A 22,697-nucleotide genomic window follows, 5' to 3' on the forward strand; every position below is an offset into this window, starting at 1 on the left:
ATAAGGACCCCACCCATGGCGTTCCAGAAATTGCGGTTTGAGCGGGATGGGCGATTGGTGCTGATCACCCTGGACCGGGCGGATGCGCAGAACGCTATCGACCGCGCACTGAATGCCGATCTGCACGCGGCCTGGACGGAATTCGCCGCCGATGATGGGTTGGACGTGGCCGTGCTGACCGGCACGGGCAGGGCGTTCTGCGCTGGGGCCGATCTGGCCGACTATATCCCGCACTTCCTGGATGGCGACATGCTGAAGGTCCGGGCCAATGTCCCCACCGGGCTGGGCGGCATCACCCGTGGGCAGCACCGGCTGGCCAAGCCGGTGATCGCCGCCGTCAATGGCTGGGCCCTGGCCGGCGGGTTCGAACTGGCGCTGGCCTGCGATGTCCGCATCGCGGCCGAAGGCGCCAAGTTCGGTAGCTATGAGATCCATCGCGGCTTCCACCATGGCGATGGCGGCATCGTGCGCATGGTGCAATCCATCGGCGTGGCGCGGACCATGGATATTGTGCTGACCGGCCGGGAGATCGGTGCGGCGGAGGCGCTTTCCATCGGTCTGGTCAGCCGTGTCGTGCCGGCCAATGCCCTGCTGCCCACGGCGTTGGACTATGCCGGCCGCATCGCCGCGAAAAGCCAGGTGGCCGTGCGCTCCGCCAAGGAGACGATTCTGGAGGTGGCGGGCCGTACACTTGACGATGCGCTGCGTCTGGAAGCGCTTTACGGCTATTCCAGCGGTGATGTGCGCGAGGTGAAGCGGCAGTTGGACAGCTTCTTCGCGAAAAATAGCGGCAGCGGTGCATAATTTGTTTCAAATCCTTCAGTTTGTGGGGCTGGTGACCTTGCAACCGGTGGGCGCTCATGGTCAGATATCGGCAATGACAGGTTAACAGGCCGTATTAGGGTCGGGGTGGAGTGGGCATGGCGCCCTCGGATTCGCCGCTGAAGCTGGCTGACGAGATACAGCGCGACGCGCGCACCATCCTGTTCCGTGGGACCTATGGGGCGGAATCGCGGCCGGTCCGCGTGCGCGTCCCCGCCCTTCGTCAGGCCCGCGACATCGCCGCCATCCATCGCGAACATGATATGCTGGGCCGGCTGCATTCCGCCCGCATTGATGCCGTTCTGGCCCTGATGGAATCCGCCCATGGCCCCACCCTGGTCCTGGCCGATCAGGCAGAGGTGCTGCTGTGCGACATGATCCCCGTGGGGGGTCTGCCACTGGACCGGTTCCTGCCCCTGGCCCATGACATGGCCACGGCACTGGAGGAGGTGCATGCCCGCGACATGGTCCATCGCGACATCCGCCCGGCCAGTTTCTGGGTCGCGTCTGACGGGGTGACGGTGACCCTGGGCAATTTCTGTCGCGCCTCCCTGGTCCCGAACGAGGCGGCGTTGGGCCTGGGTGCCGGGCGCCTGGATGGCGACCTGCGCTATCTGTCGCCCGAACAGACCGGCCGCATGAACCGGGTGGTCGATTACCGCAGCGACCTTTATTCCCTGGGACTATGCTTCTACGAGATGCTGACCGGCCAGCTGCCGTTCCAGGCCGGCGATCCCGTGGGCTGGGTCCATTGCCATATCGCGCGGGAGCCGCGCCCCATCCGCGAATTGCGTCCCGACCTGCCGGAACCGATGGGCGAGTTGGTAATGCGTCTGCTGGCCAAGGCGGCCGAACAGCGCTATCAGTTGGCCGCCACCGTGAAGTCGGACCTGGCCACCGCCATGCTGGAATGGCGGGCCACGGGTGCTTTGACCCGGTTCCAGCCCTCGCGCGGTGACCGCCCGCGACAATTGGTGCTGCCCCAGCGCCTGTTCGGCCGCGACCCGGAGGTGGGCCAGATGCTGGCCGCGTTCGAACGGGCGGCCGACGGGGCGGTGGAATTCCTGGCCGTGGCCGGCAGTTCCGGCATCGGCAAATCCGTGCTGGTGCGCGAGGTGCAGCGGCCCCTGACGGCCCGGCGCGGCTATTACGCCGAGGGCAAGTTCGACCAGTTGCGCCGTGACGTGCCCTTCCTGGCCCTGATCCAGCCGCTGCGCGATCTGGTCAAGCAGGTGCTGACCGAACCGCCGGAGGTGCTGGCCCATTGGGCCGACCGCCTGTCCCGTGCGCTGGATCGCAACGCCGCCGTGATGGCCGAAGCCCTGCCGGAACTGGAACTGGTGCTGGGCAAGCAACCGCCGCCGCAACCCCTGCCGCCCATCCAGGCGCAGAACCGGTTCCAGCAGACGGTGGCCGGCTTCCTGCTGCAATTCGCGTCGGTTGAACATCCGCTGGTGCTGTTCCTGGACGATCTGCAATGGGCCGACACCGCGTCCTTGAAACTGCTGGAATCGCTGCTGGTCGATCCCGATGCGCGCCATCTGCTGGTGGTTGGTGCCTATCGCGATCAGGAAGTGGAAGCCGGCCACCCGCTGACCCGCCTGCTGGCGGCGATTAAGCCGGCCATCCGCATCACCACCATCGTGCCGCAGCCGCTGGAGGTGCCCCATGTCCGTGCCTGGCTGGCCGAAGCGCTGGGCACCGATGATGCGGAGGTGGGGCGGCTGTCGGAACTGCTGACCAAGAAGACCGGCGGCAATCCCTTCTTCCTGGGTCAGTTGCTGAGCACGCTGGCCGCCACCCATGTCATCCGCTTCGATGCCCAGGCCGGGTGCTGGCGCGGCGACGTGGCGGCGGTGGAGCGGGCCAGCCTGCCCGACGACGTGGCCGACCTGCTGGCCGCCCGCCTGGGCGTGCTGCCCGACCAGACGCAGGATGTGCTGCGCCTGGCCGCCTGCATCGGCAACCGGTTCGAACTGGGCCTGCTGGCCGCCATCTGCCGCCTGACGCCGGAGGTGGCGCTGGCCCGCCTGGACCCCGCCTTGCGCGATGGCTATTGCGTGCTGGTGGAGGATGAGGGCGGGGCGGCCAGCATCTATCGCTTCACCCATGACCGGCTGCACAAGGCTGCCTATCTGCTGACGCCGGAGGGGGAACGGTCGCGGGTACATCTGGAACTGGGCCGCCGTCTGCGCGACGATGCCGCCCTGGCCCAGCGGCTGCCGTTCGAAGTGGTGCGCCACCTGAACCTGGGCAGCGCCCTGATCACCCAGGGCGAGGAATTGCGCAATCTGGCGCATCTGAATCATGGGGCCGCCATCAAGGCGCGGGGATCGGCCGCCTTCGACATTGCCCATGGCCTGTTCCGCATGGCCATGCGGCTGCTGCCCGAGGGCGGTGACGCGGGATTACGCTGGCGCCTGTGGATGGATGCGGCGGAATCGGCCTATCTGGTCCAGGATTTCGACGATTTCCAGGCACGGCGGACGGACCTGGAGGCGCTGGCCGCCGACGATCTGCAGCGCGCCGAACTTCTGGAACTGGTGGTCCTGGCCAACGAGGCGCGCAACAATTTCGGCGAGGCACTAGACGCTGCCGTGCAGGGCCTGCGCCTGCTGGACTTGGCCCTGTCGCTTGACAATGCCAAGCGCGACACGCTGCTCCTGATCGCGCAGGTGTTCTGGCAGTTGGGACGGCGCAGTGCCGCCGATCTGGCGGCACTGCCGGCGATGCAGGATGCGCGCATGCTGCAGGTCATGCGGCTCATGGCCTCGGCCATCCGTGCCAGCTACTCGCTGGCCTCACCCTTGCTGGCCGTCCTGTCGCTGAAGGGCGTGCTGCTGTCGCTGCGCCATGGCATGACGGCCCATGCCACCAACTGCTTTACCGGCAGCGCCCTGATTTTCATCGGCGCCCTGAAGGACATCAAGCGCGGCAGCCGGTTGGGCGAGACGGCCATGCGCCTGGGCGAAAGGTTCGGCACGGTGGTGCATGTGCCCAACCATGTGGTGGTGGTGCAGCACTGGACTGGCCCCCTGCGCGACATGGCTGTCGTCGCGGCGGAAGTCTCCAAGGAACTGCTGGCTAACGGCTTCTACGATCGGGCCGGCCTTTGCCTGATGGGGGAGATGACCTGCCATACGATCTGCCGCACGGACCTGGAGCAGGAGCTGAAATCCACCCAGGCGGCCATGGCGTTCGCGCAGCGCCGCGACCTGCGCCTGATCGTGGAGACGGCGCGCAATCCGTTGACGCTGATCGACCGGTTGCGCCGGCCGGAGGCGGGCGGGCTGGATGCGATCCTGCCCTATGAGGGGCTGGCCGACAGCCGGACGGGCGAGATCGCCTTCAAGATCCGACAGATGTTCACCGCCCTGGTCTTCGACCGCGCCGACCTTGTCCGCACCCTGGCGGCTGCGGTGCGGCCGGCGCTGCGGTCGGTGCTGGGCTCTGCCTGGGTGGCGCCGTTCCATTGGTACGAGGCCTTGGCCCTGCTGGATGGCTGTGGCGGCCGGGTGCCGGCGCAGGCGCGGGCGAACCTGAAATTGCTGCGCCTCTGGGCCCGGCACGCGCCCATGAACAATGCCCACCGCGTCCGCCTGCTGGAGGCGGAGATGGCGTCCCTGACATCGTCGGGCGACCTGTCGCAACGGGGGGCCACCGCCTATGCCGATGCCGTCGATCTGGCGATGGCAGAGGGCTTCGTGGGTGACGCGGCGCTGGCCGCCGAACGCCATGGCCGCGCCCTGCTGCGCCTGAACCACCGCCGTCAGGCCGCTGCCCAGATGCGGGAAGCCTGGCTGCTCTATCGCCGCTATGGCGCGCTGGGCAAGGCGGCACAGCTGGCAGGCGAATTCCCCGACGCGCTGGAGGGGCTGTCCGCCGATGGCGGGACGGACGAGGCCGGCGGGTCGCAGGCGCTGGATGTTTCCACCGTCACCAAGATGGGGCAGGCCATCGCTGGCGAACTGGTGCTGGGGCGCCTGACCGGTGGTGTCCTGGATCTGGCGATGGAGAATGCCGGTGCCCGCTATGCCGCCCTGACCCTGGTCGATCCCGATGGTCGCACCCTGGCGGCCGAACGGTCATTGGGCGATGCGCTGGTTGAGCCGGGGGGCAGCCTCGGCGGCCGGTTGCCGGAACCGCTGCTGCTCTATGCGGAACGCACACTGGAAACGGTGCTGATCGAGGATGCGCGGGTGCAGACCCGTTTTCCCGCCCATCGCCGCTGGGACCGGGCCAGTGCGGTGTCGGTGCTTGGCGTGCCCGTGGTCCATCAGGGTCGCTGCATCGGTGTGCTGTATCTGGAGAACGACCTGACGGCGGGCGCCTTCACCGCCGACCGGGTGGAGTTGCTGCGCGTGCTGGCCTCCCAGGCGGCGACCGCCATCGCCAATGCCCGCCTGTTCGATGAGTTGGACCGCGCCCGTACGGCCTTGCTGGAATATAATCAGCGCCTGGAACAGGTGGTGTCGGAACGCACCGCCGATCTGGCCCGCCGCTCCACCGCCCTGGAACAGTCGCTGACCGAGCTGCGCGCCGCCCAGGCGCAACTGGTGCAGAAGGAAAAGCTGGCATCGCTGGGCGGGCTGGTGGCCGGCGTGGCGCATGAGATCAACACGCCATTGGGCGTGGCACTCACAGGGGCCAGCTATTTCGAGGAGCGGGTGCTGGAACTGGCCACCCAGATCGAGGAGAAGCGCCTGACCCGCACCGGCCTGGATGAGTTCCTGGCCGACACGCGTGAGGCGGTGCGCACCGTCGTCAATAATCTGCGCCGCTCCGCCGATCTGGTGCAGAGCTTCAAGCAGGTGGCCGTGGGCCAGGGCGAGGGCGGGCTGGAAAGCCTGGATCTGGCCCAGTATCTGCGGGAGATCCTGCCGCCGATGCAGATATTGTTGGAAGCCCGGCATATCCGGCTGGAGACGGCGCTGGAGGAGGGGCTGTTCCTGCGCGCCCCGGCCGGCGCCATCGCCCGCACCCTGACGCATCTGGTGCAGAACGCTGTTACCCATGCGTTCGACGGGGTGGCGGAGCCGGTCCTGCGGCTGGAACTGCGGCGCGAGGGTGGAGAGGCAGTGCTGAACGTGGCCGATAATGGTGTCGGCATGGGGCCGGAGGTGCGTGAGCGGGCCTTCGACCCATTCTTCACCACCAAACGCAGCGCCGGGGCCACGGGCCTGGGCCTGCACATCGTGCATAATCTGGTGACGGGTTCGCTGGCGGGTACGCTGGATATGCAGACGGCACCCGGTCAGGGGACCAGCATCACGGTGCGGTTGCCGCTGTCATCACAAATATGAGCCGTAGGTCGGGGTGAGGCGAAGCCGAACCCCGACCTACTTTGCTGCTGCGATTACTTCAGCCCCAGCTCCTTCACGATGGCTTGCGCGCCATAGACGTTGCGCAGGGCCTCCGCCATGCCGCGCACATCGACCATGACGGTGCGGTTGCGGCGAGGCTCATAGCCGTAGTCGCCCGACAGGCTGTGGATATTGCCGTCGAAGACCAGGCCGATCACCTCACCCTTGCTGTTGATGGCGGCGGAGCCGGAATTGCCGCCGATGATGTCGTTGGTGGAAACGGCATTATAGGGCGTATCCAGCTTCACCTTGTCCTTGGCCTGATCCCAGCTGGGGGCCATGTCGAAGGGGAAGGCGCCGGTGTTGCGCTCATACAGGCCACCGATGGTGGTATAGGGCTTGACCTCGGTGCCATCGACTTCCGTCCAGCCCTGGATCTTGCCGTAGGACAGGCGCAGCGACAGGGTGGCATCCGGGTAGACGCTGTCGCCATAGATGGCGAAGCGGGCCTTGGCGATGCGGGCCTGGGCCTGCTCCACCGGGGCTTCCACTTCCTCTTCCACGGCCTTGCGCGCCGCGCGCGCGGCGGCGTCCACGACCTTCATCAGCTTGATCATCGGGTCGTCGGACGCGTCCACCGCCGCCTTGCCACCTTCGAACAGGCGCAGGCGTTCGGCCGGGTCGCCCAGCTTGCTGGCCTTGACGGCGGCGGCGGCCACCTGATCCGGCGACTGCTTGCCCAGCACGGCCTTGACCAGCGCATCGTCGGGCCCAAACTGCTCACGGAACTTGGTCAGGGAGAAGGTGAGCAGGGCGACTTCCAGGTCCGTATGCACCGGGGCCGGGTTGGACAGGCGCTGCTTCAGGGCCGGCAGGCGGCTATCGCCATATTCGCGCAGGCGCTGGGCGCTGGGCAGCAGACGCTCGTCACCGGCGCGCAGCAGCAGACGGGCATTGCTGGCCAGCACGCTGTCGAAGGCGCGCATGCGCTCCAGATGGATCAGGCGCTGGTACAACTGGGCATAGCGCGCCTGGGCCTTCTCGATCTGCGCGAAGGCGTCGCCGACATCGGCCGACAGTTTCGGATCGGCGGCGATCTTGGCGCGCAGCTCCTGCTCCGCCTTCACCTTGCCGCCGAAGAATTCCTTGTCGGCCAGGGCCAGTTGGCGGCCCTTCCAGACCTTGATACCGTTCTCGATGCTGTTCAGATCGTCAAAGGCATCGCGGTTGCGGTCGGCATTCTCCCGCCCGAACTCGATCAGACGGCCACGGCGCTCCTGCGCGAAGAACAGGAAGGATGGGGCGACATTGTCGCGGATGAATTCCAACTCGGCGATGGTGCGCAGGCGGCTGGTGGAACCGGGATTGCCAATGACGAAGCTGGCATCGCCTTCCTTGCCGCCATCCTTCGACCATTTGAAGTGATCGGGACTCTTGATTGGCTTGCCGTCCTCGTAGACGCGCAGCAGCGACATGTCGAGCGCGTAGCGCGGGAAGTTGAAATTGTCCGGATCGCCACCGAAGGAGGCGGCCGCCGCCTCCGGTGCGAAGGCCAGGCGCACATCCTGATAGCGCTTGTACTTGTAGAGATTATAGCGGCCGCCCTGGTAAAGGGTCACGGCGTCGCAGCGCAGCTTGTCATTGCCGCCGGCGCAATTCTTCTCGATATCGGCCAGCACGGCGCGACGGGCGTTGGCGAAATCCTGGCCGGTCTTGCCGGCGGTGGCGGCTTCGACCTGGGCGGTGACGTCGGTGATCTCCACCAACTGGTTGATCTCGATCCCGGCGCAGCTCTTCTCTTCGGCCCGCGTCTTGGCCAGGAAGCCGTCGGCCTGGTAATCCTTCTGGGCCGACGACAACTCGGCGATGCAGTCGGCGACGCAATGGTGATTGGTCATCACCATGCCCTCGCCCGACACGAAGCTGCCGGAGCAGCCGCCCGCCAGCCGGACATAGGAAAGTTGGGCCTTCTTCAGCCATTTCGCGTCCGGCGTGAAGCCGGTGGCCTTGGCGATGGCCGCCGTCGGCACATTGTCGATGGTCCACATGCCTTCATCGGCCTGGGCCGCACCCACCAGCAGGGCGATGGTCGCAGCGGTCGATACCGTCAGCTTCACCGGCTTCACCATGGTTTCCAGTCCTTGTTCTGCGCTCACGTTTCTTTGGAGCATTGGATCGCTGGTCCCCGCGCGGACGCGCGTGAACTGGGGCGGCACCATGCGCCCAAGCCCCAGGGCCGGTCAACGCCGTCCTGGTGCCGCTTTACAGGGGTCGGATGGTGCCAGGGGGATCAGCCGTTGGCCGCGCGCCGGCGCATGAACTGGTCCAGCGCGCCGGTCATTTCCTTCAGAAGGTCGGCCACCATCGGGTCGTTCTGGGCATGGCGCCAGACGGCCCCCATGCGCGGATGGTCGGCGAACATGTCGATGCCGCCGAAGGCCGGCAGGAACTTCTCCAGGAAGAAGCAGGCCGGCACCATGGCGCAGTCGGCCAGGGTGAAGCTGTCGCCCATGCACCAGGGCCCGTCGATGAAGGTCTCCAGCCCGTCGCGCCCGCGCTTCAGCTCCGCCAGCTTTTCCCCCACCAGCCGCGCATCGCGGGTGGCCGGGTTCATCTGGCCCAGCAGGCCCAGCAGGGCCGGCAGGATGTAAAGGTCGGCGGCACGGCTGATGATGCGGGCCCGCGCGCGGGCCAGATCGTCGCCGGGCAGGATGCGCTTTTCCGGGAAGCGTTCATCCAGGAATTCGCAGATCACCTCGGACTCGATGATCGTCGCGCCACCGGCATCCAGGGCCGGCATCTTGCCATAGGGGTTGATGGCCAGATATTCCGGCGACTTCAACCCACCGCCCGGCGGGGGGACCAGCGGGATGTCCAGCCCCTTGTACCGGATGGCCAGCAGCACCCGGGTGACGTAAGGGCTTAACAGGACACCATAAAGCTTCATGATCCCAATCTCCGGCCGGTCATTCGAACTGCCTGTTCCTACATAGCGCGATGCGGCGGCGGGGGGTAGGGGGCATCGCCCATGACAGGACCGCATTGCATCCCTGGCGGTTGTGACAGGTCGCTGTCATGGCTTTGTAACCTGAACACTGTAACGAAGTGCTGGAACGGGACGGAACAGGCCGGCCCCGCCGACGAGCCCGGCCATGCTGACCCTGATCGACCCCGTCATCGACGCAGCCGACCTGACCGAACCGCCGTTGCGGGCGGCCCTGGCCCTGTGGCGCGGGGCGCTGCGGGAGGGTTTGCCGCCATCGGTGGACGGTTTGGACCTGGCCGCCATCGACCGCACGCTGCTGCCGCATCTGGCACTGTTGTCGGGACCGGACGCGCGCGGGCGGCTGTGCGGGCTGTTCCTGGGGTCCGCCGCGGCCATCGCCGTGGGCCGCGACATCACGGGACGGTACCTGGACGAGGTTTATCCGCCGGCCCTGTGGGACCATGCCAGCCGCTTCCTGTCCGCTGTGATCGCCAGCCGTTCCCCGGTCTATGAGGATTTCGTCATCGGTCCCGACATGGGCCGCACCGTGCGTGCCGCCCGGCTGGGTCTGCCCTTTCTGGGCGGGGATGGGCGGGTGGAGCGCATTCTGCTAGCCCTGCATTATCAGCCCAGTGCCTTGGCCCGCAGCAATGGTGTGCGGGTGATGCAGGACCGCACCCGCCTGCACCGGCAGACGGTGCGCCGGGTGCGGCTGTAACAGGCATCGCTTGACCCGGTGGGCGGCTTGCCGCCATCAAGGGGGATTGCTGATGCCGCCGGGACCGCCCATGCGCCCTTCCATCGCCCTTTGCCTCTGTGTGCTGCTGGTCACGATTCCGGGTCCGGCGCTGGCCGCGTCCATTCCGCCGGGCTTTTCCGCCGGGCTGGCGGGGCCGGTGCTCACCTATGTCCATCTGTTCGGCCTGCTGGGCCTGGGCCTGTGGCTGGACATGCAGGGCAGGGGCACGCCGGGGGCTGGCGCCGGGCTGGCACTGGCCGCCGGCCTGATCGCCGGACTGCTGACGCGGGTGGGTCTGCACCTGCCGTTTGCCGGGCTGGCGCTGGAGGCGTCGCTGGTCGTGTTGGGCGGGCTGCTGGTCACCACCTTCAACCTGCCTTCGATCGTCGGGCTGGTGATGGCCGCCGCCGTGGGGGCGCTGCACGGAATCAGCCTGTCGCAATGGGGTGGGCCGGCCACGGCCAACATCCTGTTCTGGCCCGGCATGCTGGCTGGGTGCGTGCTGGTGCTGTCGTCGGGTGTGGGCTTGTCGGCCACGCTCTATCAGATCGGCGGGGGCAAGGCGTCGCGGGTGGCGGGTGGCGCCATCGCGCTGGCCGGCCTGCTGATGCTGTTGAATATATTGTGACAAAAAACGTTGGATATCGGCCACAGGGGCGGACTTTTGTCGCCTCCTATACCATTTCGTCCCCGTACCGGTTGCGTCGCCCCAGGGGCAGGCGCACCATGGTATGATCGTAAGCCATGCAGGAAAGGGCGTTCATCATGCCCAATCCATCCGACCCTCCGACGAGTATCCTCCCGCCCGATGCCGTGCGTGAAACCGCACGCCTGCGACGACGCCAATTGCTGGGCATGGGGTTGGGCCTGCTGGCCGCACCGGCGGCGCTGGCGGTGCCGGGTGAGCAGGTGCGGTTCCTGCAGATCGGCACCGGCACCACGGGCGGCACCTATTTCCTGATCGGCGGCCTGCTGGCCAATGCCGTCAGCAACCCGCCGGGATCGCGCCCCTGCGACCGTGGTGGGGCCTGCGGTGTGCCGGGTCTGATCGTGGTGGCGCAGGCGACGTCGGGGGCGGTGGAGAATATCGGCCTGATGCGCTCGCGCCGGCTGGAATCATCCCTGGTCCAGGCCGATATCGCGCATCTGGCGCTGAATGGTGGGGAACCGTTCCAGAAGGCACCCTATCCCGACCTGCGCGCCATCGCCAATCTCTATACGGAGACCATCCATCTGGTCACCCGCGCCGGCAGCGGCATCAAGTCGCCCGCCGACCTGAAGGGCAAGCGGGTGGCCCTGGGGGAACAGGGGTCGGGCACCCTGGTCACGGCCCGCGCCCTTCTGGCCACTTACGGCCTGTCGGAAAAGACCGTCAAACCCTTCTATCTCAGCCCCGCCGCCGGCGGCGACCGGCTGGAGGCGGGGGAGTTGGATGCCTTCCTGATCGTGGGCGGCTATCCGCTGCCGGCGGTGGCCGATCTGGCGCGGCGCATTCCCATCGCCCTGGTCCCGTTTGACGACGCCCGCGCCACCCAGTTGATGAAGCGCATGCCGCACTTCATGGAGGCGCGGATCGAGGCTGACACCTATGAGGGGGTGCCCGCCACCCGGTCGTTGGGTGTGGGCGCCGTCTGGGTGGTGCGGGGCGACCTGAAGCCGGAACTGGTGCATGACATCACCGCGGCCCTGTGGAATGACCAGACGCGGTCGATGCTGGATAATGGCCATCCGCGCGGCCGGTCCATCCAGTTGGCGACGGCGCTGACGGGTCTTTCCGTGCCTCTGCATCCCGGTGCCGAACGGTTCTACCGCGCCAAGGGCATGATCAAGGGGGAGATGCCGGCCCCCAAGGTGCCGGCCACCCACTGATATAATTGTCTCCCGCATGCACTCTTCGCTTTCCAGGCTTGACCCATGGAAACATACAAAGATAACCTTTCCGCGATGGAGCTGGCGGGAAGGGTGCGGCGGTGGAAACGCGCAAGGCGGTGAGGCTGTTGCCAAGACCCTTGTCCGGCCGGTCGGGGACGCTGCTGGGCGGCTTCGTGGTGCGGCTGGCCGGCTGGTCCATGCTGATCGTGCTGGCGTTGACGGCCATCGGCTATTCAACCATTTATGATCGGGCGGAACGCGACGCGCTGGACAGTTTGAAGGCGCATTTGCTGGAGCGTGGCCGCACGGAAAGTGCCATCTTCAAGCTGGCTGCCTCCAACATGGAGCTGTTCCGCGACCGGTTCCTGGCGCTCTATGCCGATCCCGCCATCCTGCCCGACCCTGATTTCGATGCCTATTTTCAGCGCGGAACCGACGGCGCCACGCGCCTGCGGCCTGAATATTTCGACGGCATCGTGGACAAGGATGGTATCCGGCACAGTGGAAGCACCGGCTTCATCGGTGCCAATCACAAGGATATTTCCCCTGAACTGCGGCGGCGCCTGATCATCACCCACCATGTTCTGGCGCAACTGGCTCCTGCCTGGCAGAACCGCTTCATCAATACCAATATCAGCATGCCGGAAAACGCCATGCTGATGTATTGGCCGGCATTTGCCTGGGGGCGGGAGGTGGAGGCCGGGCTGGACATGACGGCCTTTTCCGTCGTCCGCTCCACCCTGATGGCGGAGAATCCGCAGCGCCGGCCGGTCTGGACCCCGCTTTATCATGACCATACGGCCAAGGCTTGGATGGTCACCTATCAGTTGCCGGTCGATCACCAGGGCCGGCACCTGATCAATGCCGGGCATGATGTCTCGGTCACCGATCTGATGGACCGGCTGATCACTGATCATCTGCCAGGCTCCTACAATTTCGTGCTGGCGGCCGACGGGCATCTGGTGGCCCATCCGCTGTGGATGGATCGGCTGCGCAAGGAACTGGCCACCATCAACCTGGAAAAGCTGGGTGATCCGGGCCTACTGCGCATCCATGGGCTGATCCGCGACAGCGTGCGCCGGCGCGAGGCCGACCCCGGTGCGGACGACAATGTATGGATTGTGGAGGATGCGGCCGACAATGCCTATCTGGCCGTGACGCGGCTGGAGGGGCCGGACTGGTGGTTCATCGCCCGCTATCCCAAATCGCTGGTCGCGGCCACCGCGCATCAGGCGGCCAGCGCCATCATGGCCATGGGTCTGGCCTATTTCCTGGCGATGCTGGCCTTGGTCTTCGTGCTGCTGCGCCGACAGGTGGCCGGCCCCATCCTGCAATTGAAGCAGGCGTCGGAGAAGGTGGCGGCCGGTGAATATGCCGCCGTGGCCGATGGCACGACGCCGCTGCCGACGGCAGCACGCGACGAGATCGGGACGCTGGCCCGGTCGTTCCAGGAGATGGCGGCCCGCGTCCGCGACGCTTCCGACGGGCTGGCGGAACAGGTGGCGCTCCGAACGGAGGCGCTGGAGGCCGCCAACAAGCAGCTGGAAGAATGGAGCCTGCACGACGCGCCCACGGGCGCCTACAACCGTCGTGCGTTCGATTCCGACCTGCGCGGCGTGTTTGATCTGGTCCGGCGCCAGGGCAAGGCCAGCTTCGTCCTGGTCCTGGCCGATATCGACCATTTCCGGGCCTATAACGACGCCTATGGCACCGCCGCCGGTGATCAGGTGCTGCGCACGCTGGTTCGTACAATGGCGCGCCAGATTGGGCAGGGCGACCGCGTCTATCGCCTGGGCGGCACTCGCATCGCCATGATCCTGACCGAAGGGGAACCGGCGGCACTGGAAGGCCGCGTGCGGGAAATTCTGGCGGGCATCGCGGAACTGTCCCTCCCGCACCAGCAGAACCCGCACGGCATCGTCACCCTGTCGGCCGGGCTGGCGCGCTATAAATCCACCATGCAAGCCGCCACGGACATGGTGGGGCTGGCCGAAAAGCGGCTGGAACAGGCGCAACGGGATGGGCACCACCGGTTGGTGGCATGAGGCGTGAGTTTCAAGCTTCCTGTGCCTGGACCTTTTCCGTTGCGGCCATTTCGGCTTTGCGCCGCCCCATTCGCGACAGCGACAGGCTGAAGATCCCCATCAGCACGGCGCAGAATATGGCCGACCAGACCACCTTGGCCAGCGACGGGTTGTTCAGGTTGAAATAGGCCAGCTGTCCGATATTCAGCAGTACGACCCCGCGCAGCATCCATTCGACATTGATCTTCGCCAGGATAAAGGCTCCGAACGGCGCCATGAACAGCACGACGGGATAGGCACAGAGCCAGGTCCGCACCTGATATTCCGTCAGGCCCGCATCGTGGAAATGCCGATAGGCATAGCCAAGGATGGAAATGGCCGCCATCAGCATGATGCTCATATGCGTGGCCACCTTCTCCTTCATCCGGAATCGGGTGACCAGCAGCGTATAGACGACGATGTCGGCGCCGGTGCCGAACAGGCTGGCGCACAGACCACCCACGATCAGCACCAGACCCAGCAGCGCATGGTCGCGCCAGCCCGCCGCCTCCAGCCGCGGCCTTTCCCCGCGATGGTCGCTCCAGACATAGGCGATGGCGAAGGTAGTGATCAGGCTGAGGAACAGGGCCTGGATGATATAGACGGGAAGGGATTGCAGCATCAGCATCCCCGCCACGAACCCCGCAAAACAGACGGGAATGAAGCCCAGCAGCGGCTTGTAGTCCCGGATTATGTTGTCCTTGTGCGACAGGATGAAGATGCTGGCGCTGGTCATGCCGATGCTCTGGATCATCAGGCTGAAATCGCGCGCCATGGTGCGGTCGACGGACAGGAAGATGTTCAGCACGGGAAAGGCCACGGCCCCGCCACCCTCCGGCGTCAGCCCCGCGACGAAGGCGCCCAGCACCATGATGGCCGGGTAATACCAATGCCCGGCCAGGAAACCCAGATCGTTGAAGCTGCCGAACAGCAGCAGCCAGACCCCCAGCATACCGACGAACCAGCCGGTGAAGATGCGACTTTGGAACAAGGCGTCCCTCCCGGACGGTTTTAATATTTTGTTAAGGATGGGCTGAATTGACAGCGCTGGTCAATGGCTGTCTGCTTTCCTTTGGCCGGCCGGCTACGTATTCTCACTCACGGGTCCGGTCGGCCGGTTGAAAGGATGTTTGATGAACGCGCAGATACCCCTGATCCTGGACGGCGATCCCGGCACCGATGATCTGCTGGCCTGGATGTGGGTGCTGTCCCTGCCGGGCCGGGCGCGGGTGCTGGGCATCTGTGCGGTGAATGGCAATGTCACGCTGGACCGGACCACGGCCAACGCGCTTTCCTTCCTGGACCATGTCGCCGCCCCTGACATTCCCGTCCATGCCGGGGCCAGGGCGCCGCTGGGCCGGGATGAACCGCCGCCGGGCGACGGCGCCTTTGCCGAAAGCGGGCTGGGGGAACTGGTGCTGGCGCCGTCGCGCCGCGCCGCCGCCTCCCATGATGCCGTTGGCTGGATGGCGCAGACGCTGCGGTCCCAGCCAGTGCGCAGCGTCACCATCCTGGCCACGGGGCCGCTGACCAACCTGGCCCTGCTGCGGGCGCGGGCGCCCGACGCCTATGCCCGCATCGGCCGCATCGTGGCCATGGGCGGGTCGTTCGGGCCGCTGCCGCCCAATTTCGTGCGAAGGGGCAATGTCACGCCCTTTGCCGAGTTCAATTTCTGGATGGATCCGGCAGCGGCGCAGTCGGTGCTGAATGGCGGGGTGCCGGTGCTGCTCGCACCCGCCGACGTGACGCATCAACTGATCTCCAATCCCGCCCGCTTGGCCGCCGCCCGTGCCCTGCCGCGCTTCGGGCGGGAGGTGGAGTTGATGCTGAACGCGCCTTATCATCTGGACAAGCCCAAGTTCCACACCGATGGCGCCTTCCTCCACGACCCCACCGCCGTGGCCGGACTGTTCCATCCCGACCTGTTCGAGACGGTGCGCGCCCAGGCGCATATCGCGCAGGAAGGCACGGGCATCGGCGCCGGCCTGCTGCTGCCCGACGGGGCCGGCAGCGTGGAGGTGATGATCCGCGTCAAGGATACCGACGCGTTTTATAAGCGGCTCTATGGCGATCTGGCGCGGCATTACGCCTGACCGGGAAAATATCCTTGATCGCCTTCCCGGCGAAGGCCAGGACCCAGGGGCCAGGTGCCCAACCTGTCGGCGGCTATGATCCTAACCGCGTATAGGTTTGATCCTGTGGCCCCTGGGTCCCGGCCTTCGCCGGGAAGGCGAAAACGATAGCGACTGGATCAGACCAGCACTGCTCCACCCCGCTGCCGCAGGCTGAAAAGCTGCGCGGCGGCGATGGCGGCCACCGCTGCGGCTTGCACCAGCACGAAACCCGTGCCCAGCGGCGTGGTCCAGCCCGTGGTCAGCAGGGCCAGGCTGCCCGCCACCCAGGCGAGGTTCAACCCGGCCATGATCTTGGCCGGCCCCGCCGGCACGCCCACGCGCCGCCCGGCCCAGGCCGCGAACAGGGCGCAGGGGAACAGCACGATCCCCGCCTCCAGCAGCAGCCAGCCCGGCAGGCCCAGCAGCGGTTCCAGCAGACCCGCCCCCAGGGTCAGCAGCAATCCGGCCCCGGAACAGGTGGCGGCGTCGATCAGCAGCAATTGGCGGGTGAAGACACTGATACCCATGATGATCTCCATCGTTGGTCGTTGCGATGGGGTGATCATGGGGCCGGGGCGTGCAGGCCGCGATTACCTGTCAGGTAATCAGGCCGAATAAAAAGGGGGCGCCCCATGGAGCGCCCCTTTCACCATTTACTTGCCCTTCACGGCACTGAAACTGCCGCCCTTCAGCACCACTTCCGTGCTGACGGCCAGATCGGTGGCCGACGCCCCCAGCCAGACCGTGTAGCGACCGGGCTTCACCACCCATTCCTTCCTGGCCACGTCGAAACTGGCCAGCAGGCGGGAATCGACGGGGACGGAGAACCGGCCGCTGGCACCCGGTGCCAGTTCCAGCTTCTGCCAGCCGGCCAGCCGCTTGGGTGCTTCCCAGCCGCCGGCAACGGGGCCGATATAAAGCTGCGGCACCGCCTTGCCGGTGCGTGCGCCCTTGTTGGTGACGGAGCCGGACAGGGTCAGGGTGCCGTCGGCCGCCACCTCCGCCTTCAGGTCCTTATAGGCGAAGCTGGTGTAGGACAGGCCGTAGCCGAAGGGAAAAAGCGGCTTGTGGCCCTGCTTGTCGAACCATTTATAGCCGACGGCCGCCCCCTCGCTGTAAGCCACATCGAACTTGGTATCCTGGGGCAGACCTTCACCATCCAGCGTGGGGCGGGGCAGCTGGTCCAGGCTGGCGGGGAACGTGACGGGCAGGCGGCCGCTGGCATCCACCTCGCCGAACAGCACGCGCGCGATGGCCTCGCCACCGGCCGTACCGGGATACCACGCCTCCAGCACCGCGCCCACATCCTTCAGCCAGGGCATAAGGACGGGGCCGCCCGATTGCACCACGACGATGGTGCGCTTGTTGGCCTTGGCCACGGCGGCCACCAGCGCGTCCTGATTGTCCGGCAGGGTCAGGGCGAAATCCATGGCCTCGCCCGTCCATTGGTTGACGAAGACGATGGCGATATCGCTGTCGGCGGCCAGCTTGGCCGCCGTCGCCGGGTCGGTGCCGGCATCGAAGGCCACCTCTCCCCCGGCGCGGGCCTTGATGGCGGTCAGCGGCGGATTGGCGTGAAACACCACCGGACCGGGGAAATGCTTGGGCCCCAGGCTCGGCACGGGGTTGCCGCCGGGCCCGAACACGGTGGACGACCCGCCCCCGGACATCACACCCTTGTCGGCATAGCCGCCGATGACGGCGATCTTCTGCGCCCCCGCCGCCAGCGGCAGCAGCCCGCCCTGGTTCTTGAGTAGTACGATGCCTTCCTCGGCATCGCCGCGGGTCACCTTGGCATGGGCGGCATAGTCGATCTTGTGGTCTTCCACGGCGACGGGATTGTCCATGACGCCATGGGCGAACAGGGCGCGCAGGATGCGGCGGTTCATGTCGTCCAGCCGGGCCATGCCAACCGATCCGTCGGCCAGGGCCTTGCCCAGCAGTTCCGGTCCGAAATAGGGTTCCTTGTCGAAGACGAAGCCCGATTCCTGGTCAAGGCCCGCATTGGCCGCCTTCGCCGTGCTGTGCACCGCCCCCCAGTCGGACATGACATAGTACGGATATGCCCAGTCGCCCTTCAGCACCTTGTTCAGCAGGAAGTCGCTCTCGCACGCGTAATCGCCATTATAGCGGTTATAGGCGCACATGACGGAGCCGGGGTTCGACCGCTCCATCGCGATCTCGAAGGCCAGCAGGTCCGACATGCGGGCACCGGCCTCGTCGATATTGGCCGACAGCACGAAACGGCCCGTCTCCTGCGCGTTCAAGGCGTAGTGCTTGATGGTGGAGATGATGTTGTTGGACTGGATGCCGCTGATCTGGGCGCCGACCATGATGCCGGCCAGCAGCGGGTCTTCCGTGCCATATTCGAAATTGCGGCCGTTGCGCGGCTCGCGCACCAGGTTGATGCCGCCGGCCAGCATGATGTTGAAACCGGACAGCCGCGCCTCCTTGCCGATCATCGCCCCACCCTGGCGGGCCAAAGCCGGGTTCCAGCTGGCGACGGTGGCGATGCCGGCAGGCAGGGAGGTGCGCTCGCGCATCGCCTCGGTACTGTCGCGCTGCGTGGCCACGCCGACACCGGCATCCGTCTGCCATTGCGCGGGGATGCCCAGCCGGTCGATTCCCGGGACATAGCCCGCCGATCCCATGCGGATGCCCGCCGGCGGGACATAGTTTCTGTCCTTCATGGGGGAGGCGAAATAACCGAAGACCATGGCCTTCTTCTCCTCCACCGTCATCTCGCGCAGCAGCAGGTCGGTGCGCGCGTCGGCAGACAGGCTGGTGTCCATCCAGGGGCGGGCCGTGGCGGCGGCAAGGGCCGGCGCGGTGATACCGGTGGCGGCAACGGCGCCAGCGGACAGGGCCGTGGCCAGCAGCAAGGTGGACATGAAGGCCCGCATCTTCCTGTTATTCATTGGCATTTCTCTTTCATCATCATGGTGCCAAGGCAAGCGCCGCGATGGGGGCCGGCCTTGTCCCGTAAGAGGGTTCACGTCACCAGGAAAGGAAAAATGCCGCCAGCGGCGCCGCCTTCCCGTTCCTCCCGGCGTCCACCCGACATTGGTTGCGGGCGGTTCGGTCAGCATAATATCAAAGGCGGCGCGGCTTGTCAGTGAAAACAGACAACGTTGTCCGATTTCTGTCCAGCCAGTCAGCGCGAATTCCCCGCGGTTGCGTGACATCCTGGCAACAATGGACAGGTTGTACCCCTGCTGGGGACCGGGAGCCTGCCTGAAACGCTTGGAAACCGGGCATTTTAGCCACAAGCCTTCGCAGGCGCGGAAATTATATAAGCGCTGCAAGCATGTCGATTTTCTGTTTATGACCCGGACAGGCGATGTCTACGCTGTCATTTTGTATGACAACGATGACATATAGCGCTTGACATCAAATCGGCCTGCCGTAAATTCGTCACCACAAGGATGGGAGCGTGTGGCAAGCACGCCCGGATGGGTGGGGAAACAAACGAGGCGGCTTATTCAAGAGCCCGATCGACGATTATCAGACGCATGATGCCTTGAAGGGGCCTTCTGCGAATGATCCCGCGTATCCAGGCGCCAAGAAATCACACGTATAATTTTGCACTGAGGGAGGATCTCTTGACAGGGATGCATTCTATGCTTGGTCGCGGCCTGGCCGTGGCTTTGCTGGCGGGGGTGTCGCCGCTCGCGATGGCCACCACCGCCCTGGCGCAGGCCGCACCGGCCGGCGCCGATACGCTTGATGAAATCATCGTCACCGGCGTGCGCGGCTCGCAGCAGCGGTCTGTCGATGTCAAGCGCAACCAGACGGCCATCGTCGATGCCATCTCGTCGGAAGATATCGGCAAGCTGCCCGACGTGACCATCGCGGACAGCCTGCAGCGCGTGCCGGGCATTCAGATCCGTCGCGACGCCGGCGAAGGTTCCACGGTGAATGTCCGCGGTCTGCCGCAGGTCATCACCATGCTGAACGGTGAGCAGTACCTGTCCGCCGGCAACCAGGGCGAAGCCAAGCCCAACCTGACGGACGTGCCGGCGCAGTTGATGAACGCCGTGGTGGTCTATAAGACCACGGATACCAAGAACGCCCTGTCCGGCGTTTCCGGCACCATCGACTTGCGCACCCGCCGTCCCTCGGACATGCCCTATGGTTTCTCGGCGTCGGGCGCAGTCGAGGGCCAGACCGGCAAGGACACCAAGGAGAAGGATTGGCTGACCAACGGCCTGATCGCCTGGCGCGGCGACCGCATCGGCGTGCTGGTCTCCGCCGCTGGCAGCCAGGCCAACCTGGGCAACAATTATTCCGGTCTGGCACCGGGGCCCGGCACCGGTGGTCTGTCTGGCAACAATGACTGGGGCGGCACCGCGCCCAACCAATTTATCTCGCCGCACGGGTTTGAGAGCTTCCATAAGGAGACGGAGCGCGACCGTCTGTCCGTATCCGGTGCGTTCGAAGCCGATCTGGGGGAGGGGTTCACCTTCCTGGCCGAAGGCTTCTACACCAAGATGGACGAATATAACCGCGCCGCCGGCCTGAATATCTCCAACCGCTGGTCGGGCGATGCTTTCGGCGTCTGGACCAAGCCGACCGACAGCACGCCGGTCAGCGGCGGCAATTGGCTGGCCGTGGACGAGTACGATATCGACGCCTGGTGGGTGAACTCCTTCTCTGTCAACCGCGTCAACAAGTCGGAATCGAAGAACTACAATGCCGAGCTGAAATACGACAATGGCGGGCCGTTCAAGATGGAAGCCCGGGCCATGCGTTCGGACGCCGACCGTCTGTCGATGAACGGCCAAGCCCAGGGCGATCTGTCGAACTGGCGTTATGCGCCGGGTCGCTTCACGCTGTTCCGCGACGCCGCCGACCGCACCCGCGGCACCTTCTATCCGGCCTCCATCGCTTCGACCTTCCCGGCATCCCGCTATACCAACAGCATCGTGGGCAGCCTGGGCGGTCGTTATGTCGATCCCAACCCGCTGGGTTATGGTCAGAACCCGCAGCTGCATTACGATATCTCGGGCAACAGCCCGGTCTGGTCGGGTTTCGACCGCGTCATTTCCGGTGGCCTGGGTGCCGGCAAGACGCTGACCGATTACATGGCCAACAAGGACAGCTACGCCATCGGCGCTTTCTCTTCGGAAAGCAACGACGAGGCGAAGTCGGACCTGAATGTCTACCGCATCGACACGCATTATGATTTCGAGGAACCGCTGGCCGGTTTCCTGAATCGCGTCGATGTCGGCATCCGTCGCAGCGACCGGTCGGTGGAGATCGAGAAGTTCCACCTGTTCTCCAACTTCTACCAAGGCAAGGGCGTGAACGCCGCCGGCCAGCCCAATACCTCGGGCTGTTCGGCCCAGTGGAAGGCCATCGACGTCGTCATGAACCAGAACCAGTGCCAGGCGGGCGAATTCGTGCCCGATCCGGTCACGGGTCAGCTGGTGTTCCAGGGCTATACGGTGAACGCGCCCACCCGCCTCGACACGTATAACAACGTGATCTGGGTGGACGATATGGGCTCCATCACCAAGGGCGTTCCCGGCTTCTGGGCCATCGATCCGCGTGACTTCGACGATCCGGAAGCCTTCCACAAGAAGGTGTTCGGTGGTGCTGACCGCGCCATCATCCCCGGCCAGTCCTATTCCGTCGACCTGACGGAAGACAGCGGCTACATCAATACCACCTTCGAGTTCGGCCGCCTGTCCGGTACTGCCGGCATGAAGATCATCCGTACCGAGTTGCTGGTTCGTCAGAACATCACCGGCGACACTCTGAACTATGGCGACACCAACATTGATGCCGGTGACGTCGTCTCCAAGCGCAGCTATTACGATTACCTGCCGGCGTTAAACGCGTCCTACGACGTTACCGACGATCTGCGCCTGCGCTTCAGCTACTCCAAGACCATGCAGCCGCTGGATCTGCTGAAGTATGGTGGCGCCTTGAAGATCAACACGGCCGATGATCCGGGTCTGGGTATTCGCGTCGTGACCAGTGCCGAAGCCGCCGGCAATCCCAACCTGGATCCGTGGCGTGCGGATAATTGGGATGCGGCCATCGAATATTACGTCGGCAAGGCCAGCATGCTGAACCTCGCCGTGTTCCGCATGAATATCGACAGCTATGTCGTGACCCGCACCACCCAGGATGGTCGCTACCCTGACCAGGACGGCGTGATCCGCCGCACGGTCAACGTGACCCGTCCGGAGCAGGGTGAAGGTGGCCGCGTGGAAGGTGTCGAGGTCGGTGCCAAGCTGTCCTTCAAGGATTTCCTGGACGAGAACAGCTTCATCTCCAACTTCGGTGTCGATACGAACTACACCTACTCGCCCAGCGAGCAGACTCTGTCTTCTGGCAAGAAGCTGGCCTTCGCTGACAATTCAAAGCACCAGTTCAATCTGGTCGGTTGGTATCAGGACGACAACATACAGGCGCGCATTGCCTATAACTTCCGCAGCAAGCGCCTGGAAAACACGTTCAAGGACTTCCCGGTCTATCAGGATACCTCGCAGTTCGTTGACGTGAACCTCAGCTACAATATCAACGAGCAGATCACTATCTATGCCAACGGTTCCAACATCACCGGCGAGATCGAGGATTACTTCGTGGAGTTCGAACCGGGCGTTTCCCAGTATGCCTGGCAGAATGAGTATGAGACCCGTTACACTGTGGGCGCCCGCTTCAAGTGGTAATGCACTTTTAGCGTGAAATGAGGGGCGTCGTCGGGATGTGGTAACACATCAAGGCGGCGCCCTTTCTTATTTGTCGATCCGAATTACAATCGCCAGAAGCCTGTCCGGAGAAAGCACC

General features: G+C 65.4%; 13 protein-coding genes. 8 read left to right on the forward strand and 5 right to left on the reverse strand.

Annotation, left to right across the window (positions count from 1 at the left end; all coding sequences use genetic code 11):
• The first annotated feature begins 15 nt into the window (after positions 1-15).
• Together AC1Q7F_RS24900 and AC1Q7F_RS24905 are read left to right on the forward strand one after the other, a co-directional pair.
• Positions 16-804: an enoyl-CoA hydratase/isomerase family protein gene (locus AC1Q7F_RS24900; RefSeq protein ID WP_492511243.1), complete on the forward strand. Its 789-nt coding sequence runs from the start codon at positions 16-18 to the stop codon at positions 802-804.
• A 116-nt stretch (positions 805-920) separates the two neighbouring features.
• On the forward strand, positions 921-6,125 hold the full coding sequence (locus AC1Q7F_RS24905; RefSeq protein ID WP_492511244.1) for a trifunctional serine/threonine-protein kinase/ATP-binding protein/sensor histidine kinase: 5,205 nt from the start codon (positions 921-923) through the stop codon (positions 6,123-6,125).
• A 53-nt stretch (positions 6,126-6,178) separates the two neighbouring features.
• On the opposite strand, the gene AC1Q7F_RS24910 is transcribed toward AC1Q7F_RS24905, so the two are convergent.
• Complete coding sequence (locus AC1Q7F_RS24910) at positions 6,179-8,254, reverse strand: S46 family peptidase (RefSeq protein WP_492511245.1); 2,076 nt, start codon at positions 8,252-8,254, stop codon at positions 6,179-6,181.
• Between the two features lie 161 nt (positions 8,255-8,415).
• Entirely contained in the window at positions 8,416-9,072 is a 657-nt protein-coding gene (locus AC1Q7F_RS24915) for a glutathione S-transferase family protein (RefSeq protein WP_492511246.1), read from the reverse strand.
• Positions 9,073-9,277: 205 nt separating this feature from the next.
• On the opposite strand from AC1Q7F_RS24915, the gene AC1Q7F_RS24920 reads away from it, so the two are divergent.
• The 4 genes from AC1Q7F_RS24920 to AC1Q7F_RS24935 all read left to right on the forward strand — a co-directional run bounded on the left by AC1Q7F_RS24920 (position 9,278) and on the right by AC1Q7F_RS24935 (position 13,767).
• Positions 9,278-9,829, forward strand: a complete 552-nt coding sequence (locus AC1Q7F_RS24920; protein WP_492511247.1) for a PAS domain-containing protein — start codon at positions 9,278-9,280, stop codon at positions 9,827-9,829.
• Positions 9,830-9,899: 70 nt separating this feature from the next.
• Positions 9,900-10,478 carry a HupE/UreJ family protein gene (locus AC1Q7F_RS24925; protein ID WP_492511248.1) on the forward strand — a complete coding sequence of 193 codons (579 nt, stop codon included), beginning with the start codon at positions 9,900-9,902 and terminating at the stop codon, positions 10,476-10,478.
• 137 nt (positions 10,479-10,615) lie between these two features.
• Positions 10,616-11,719 carry a TAXI family TRAP transporter solute-binding subunit gene (locus tag AC1Q7F_RS24930; protein WP_492511249.1) on the forward strand — a complete coding sequence of 368 codons (1,104 nt, stop codon included), beginning with the start codon at positions 10,616-10,618 and terminating at the stop codon, positions 11,717-11,719.
• Between the two features lie 101 nt (positions 11,720-11,820).
• The gene (locus AC1Q7F_RS24935) at positions 11,821-13,767 is read left to right on the forward strand and encodes a GGDEF domain-containing protein (protein ID WP_492511250.1); all 1,947 of its coding nucleotides are present in this window, start codon (positions 11,821-11,823) and stop codon (positions 13,765-13,767) included.
• Between the two features lie 10 nt (positions 13,768-13,777).
• On the opposite strand, the gene AC1Q7F_RS24940 is transcribed toward AC1Q7F_RS24935, so the two are convergent.
• Positions 13,778-14,776, reverse strand: coding sequence for a sulfite exporter TauE/SafE family protein (locus AC1Q7F_RS24940; RefSeq protein ID WP_492511251.1), 999 nt, complete (start codon positions 14,774-14,776; stop codon positions 13,778-13,780).
• A 142-nt stretch (positions 14,777-14,918) separates the two neighbouring features.
• On the opposite strand from AC1Q7F_RS24940, the gene AC1Q7F_RS24945 reads away from it, so the two are divergent.
• Positions 14,919-15,878 carry a nucleoside hydrolase gene (locus tag AC1Q7F_RS24945; RefSeq protein ID WP_492511252.1) on the forward strand — a complete coding sequence of 320 codons (960 nt, stop codon included), beginning with the start codon at positions 14,919-14,921 and terminating at the stop codon, positions 15,876-15,878.
• A gap of 158 nt (positions 15,879-16,036) precedes the next feature.
• Here the strand turns inward: AC1Q7F_RS24945 and AC1Q7F_RS24950 are convergent, their stop codons facing one another.
• Both AC1Q7F_RS24950 and AC1Q7F_RS24955 read right to left on the reverse strand, forming a co-directional pair.
• Positions 16,037-16,426 carry a hypothetical protein gene (locus tag AC1Q7F_RS24950; protein WP_492511253.1) on the reverse strand — a complete coding sequence of 130 codons (390 nt, stop codon included), beginning with the start codon at positions 16,424-16,426 and terminating at the stop codon, positions 16,037-16,039.
• A gap of 126 nt (positions 16,427-16,552) precedes the next feature.
• Positions 16,553-18,817 carry a beta-glucosidase family protein gene (locus AC1Q7F_RS24955; RefSeq protein ID WP_492511254.1) on the reverse strand — a complete coding sequence of 755 codons (2,265 nt, stop codon included), beginning with the start codon at positions 18,815-18,817 and terminating at the stop codon, positions 16,553-16,555.
• Positions 18,818-19,519: 702 nt separating this feature from the next.
• On the opposite strand from AC1Q7F_RS24955, the gene AC1Q7F_RS24960 reads away from it, so the two are divergent.
• Positions 19,520-22,579 carry a TonB-dependent receptor gene (locus tag AC1Q7F_RS24960; RefSeq protein ID WP_492511255.1) on the forward strand — a complete coding sequence of 1,020 codons (3,060 nt, stop codon included), beginning with the start codon at positions 19,520-19,522 and terminating at the stop codon, positions 22,577-22,579.
• Positions 22,580-22,697 lie beyond the last annotated feature (118 nt).

Source organism: Niveispirillum sp. GW835-FHT14G11 (assembly GCF_058793615.1).

What these genes read in the sequence shown, in the direction of transcription:
- AC1Q7F_RS24900 (WP_492511243.1), top strand. Translation starts at nt 16, where the DNA reads ATGGCGTTCCAGAAATTGCGGTTTGAGCGGGATGGGCGATTGGTGCTG.
- AC1Q7F_RS24905 (WP_492511244.1), top strand. Translation starts at nt 921, where the DNA reads ATGGCGCCCTCGGATTCGCCGCTGAAGCTGGCTGACGAGATACAGCGC.
- AC1Q7F_RS24910 (WP_492511245.1), bottom strand. Translation starts at nt 8,254, where the DNA reads ATGGTGAAGCCGGTGAAGCTGACGGTATCGACCGCTGCGACCATCGCC.
- AC1Q7F_RS24915 (WP_492511246.1), bottom strand. Translation starts at nt 9,072, where the DNA reads ATGAAGCTTTATGGTGTCCTGTTAAGCCCTTACGTCACCCGGGTGCTG.
- AC1Q7F_RS24920 (WP_492511247.1), top strand. Translation starts at nt 9,278, where the DNA reads ATGCTGACCCTGATCGACCCCGTCATCGACGCAGCCGACCTGACCGAA.
- AC1Q7F_RS24925 (WP_492511248.1), top strand. Translation starts at nt 9,900, where the DNA reads ATGCGCCCTTCCATCGCCCTTTGCCTCTGTGTGCTGCTGGTCACGATT.
- AC1Q7F_RS24930 (WP_492511249.1), top strand. Translation starts at nt 10,616, where the DNA reads ATGCCCAATCCATCCGACCCTCCGACGAGTATCCTCCCGCCCGATGCC.
- AC1Q7F_RS24945 (WP_492511252.1), top strand. Translation starts at nt 14,919, where the DNA reads ATGAACGCGCAGATACCCCTGATCCTGGACGGCGATCCCGGCACCGAT.
- AC1Q7F_RS24950 (WP_492511253.1), bottom strand. Translation starts at nt 16,426, where the DNA reads ATGGGTATCAGTGTCTTCACCCGCCAATTGCTGCTGATCGACGCCGCC.
- AC1Q7F_RS24955 (WP_492511254.1), bottom strand. Translation starts at nt 18,817, where the DNA reads ATGAATAACAGGAAGATGCGGGCCTTCATGTCCACCTTGCTGCTGGCC.
- AC1Q7F_RS24960 (WP_492511255.1), top strand. Translation starts at nt 19,520, where the DNA reads ATGCTTGGTCGCGGCCTGGCCGTGGCTTTGCTGGCGGGGGTGTCGCCG.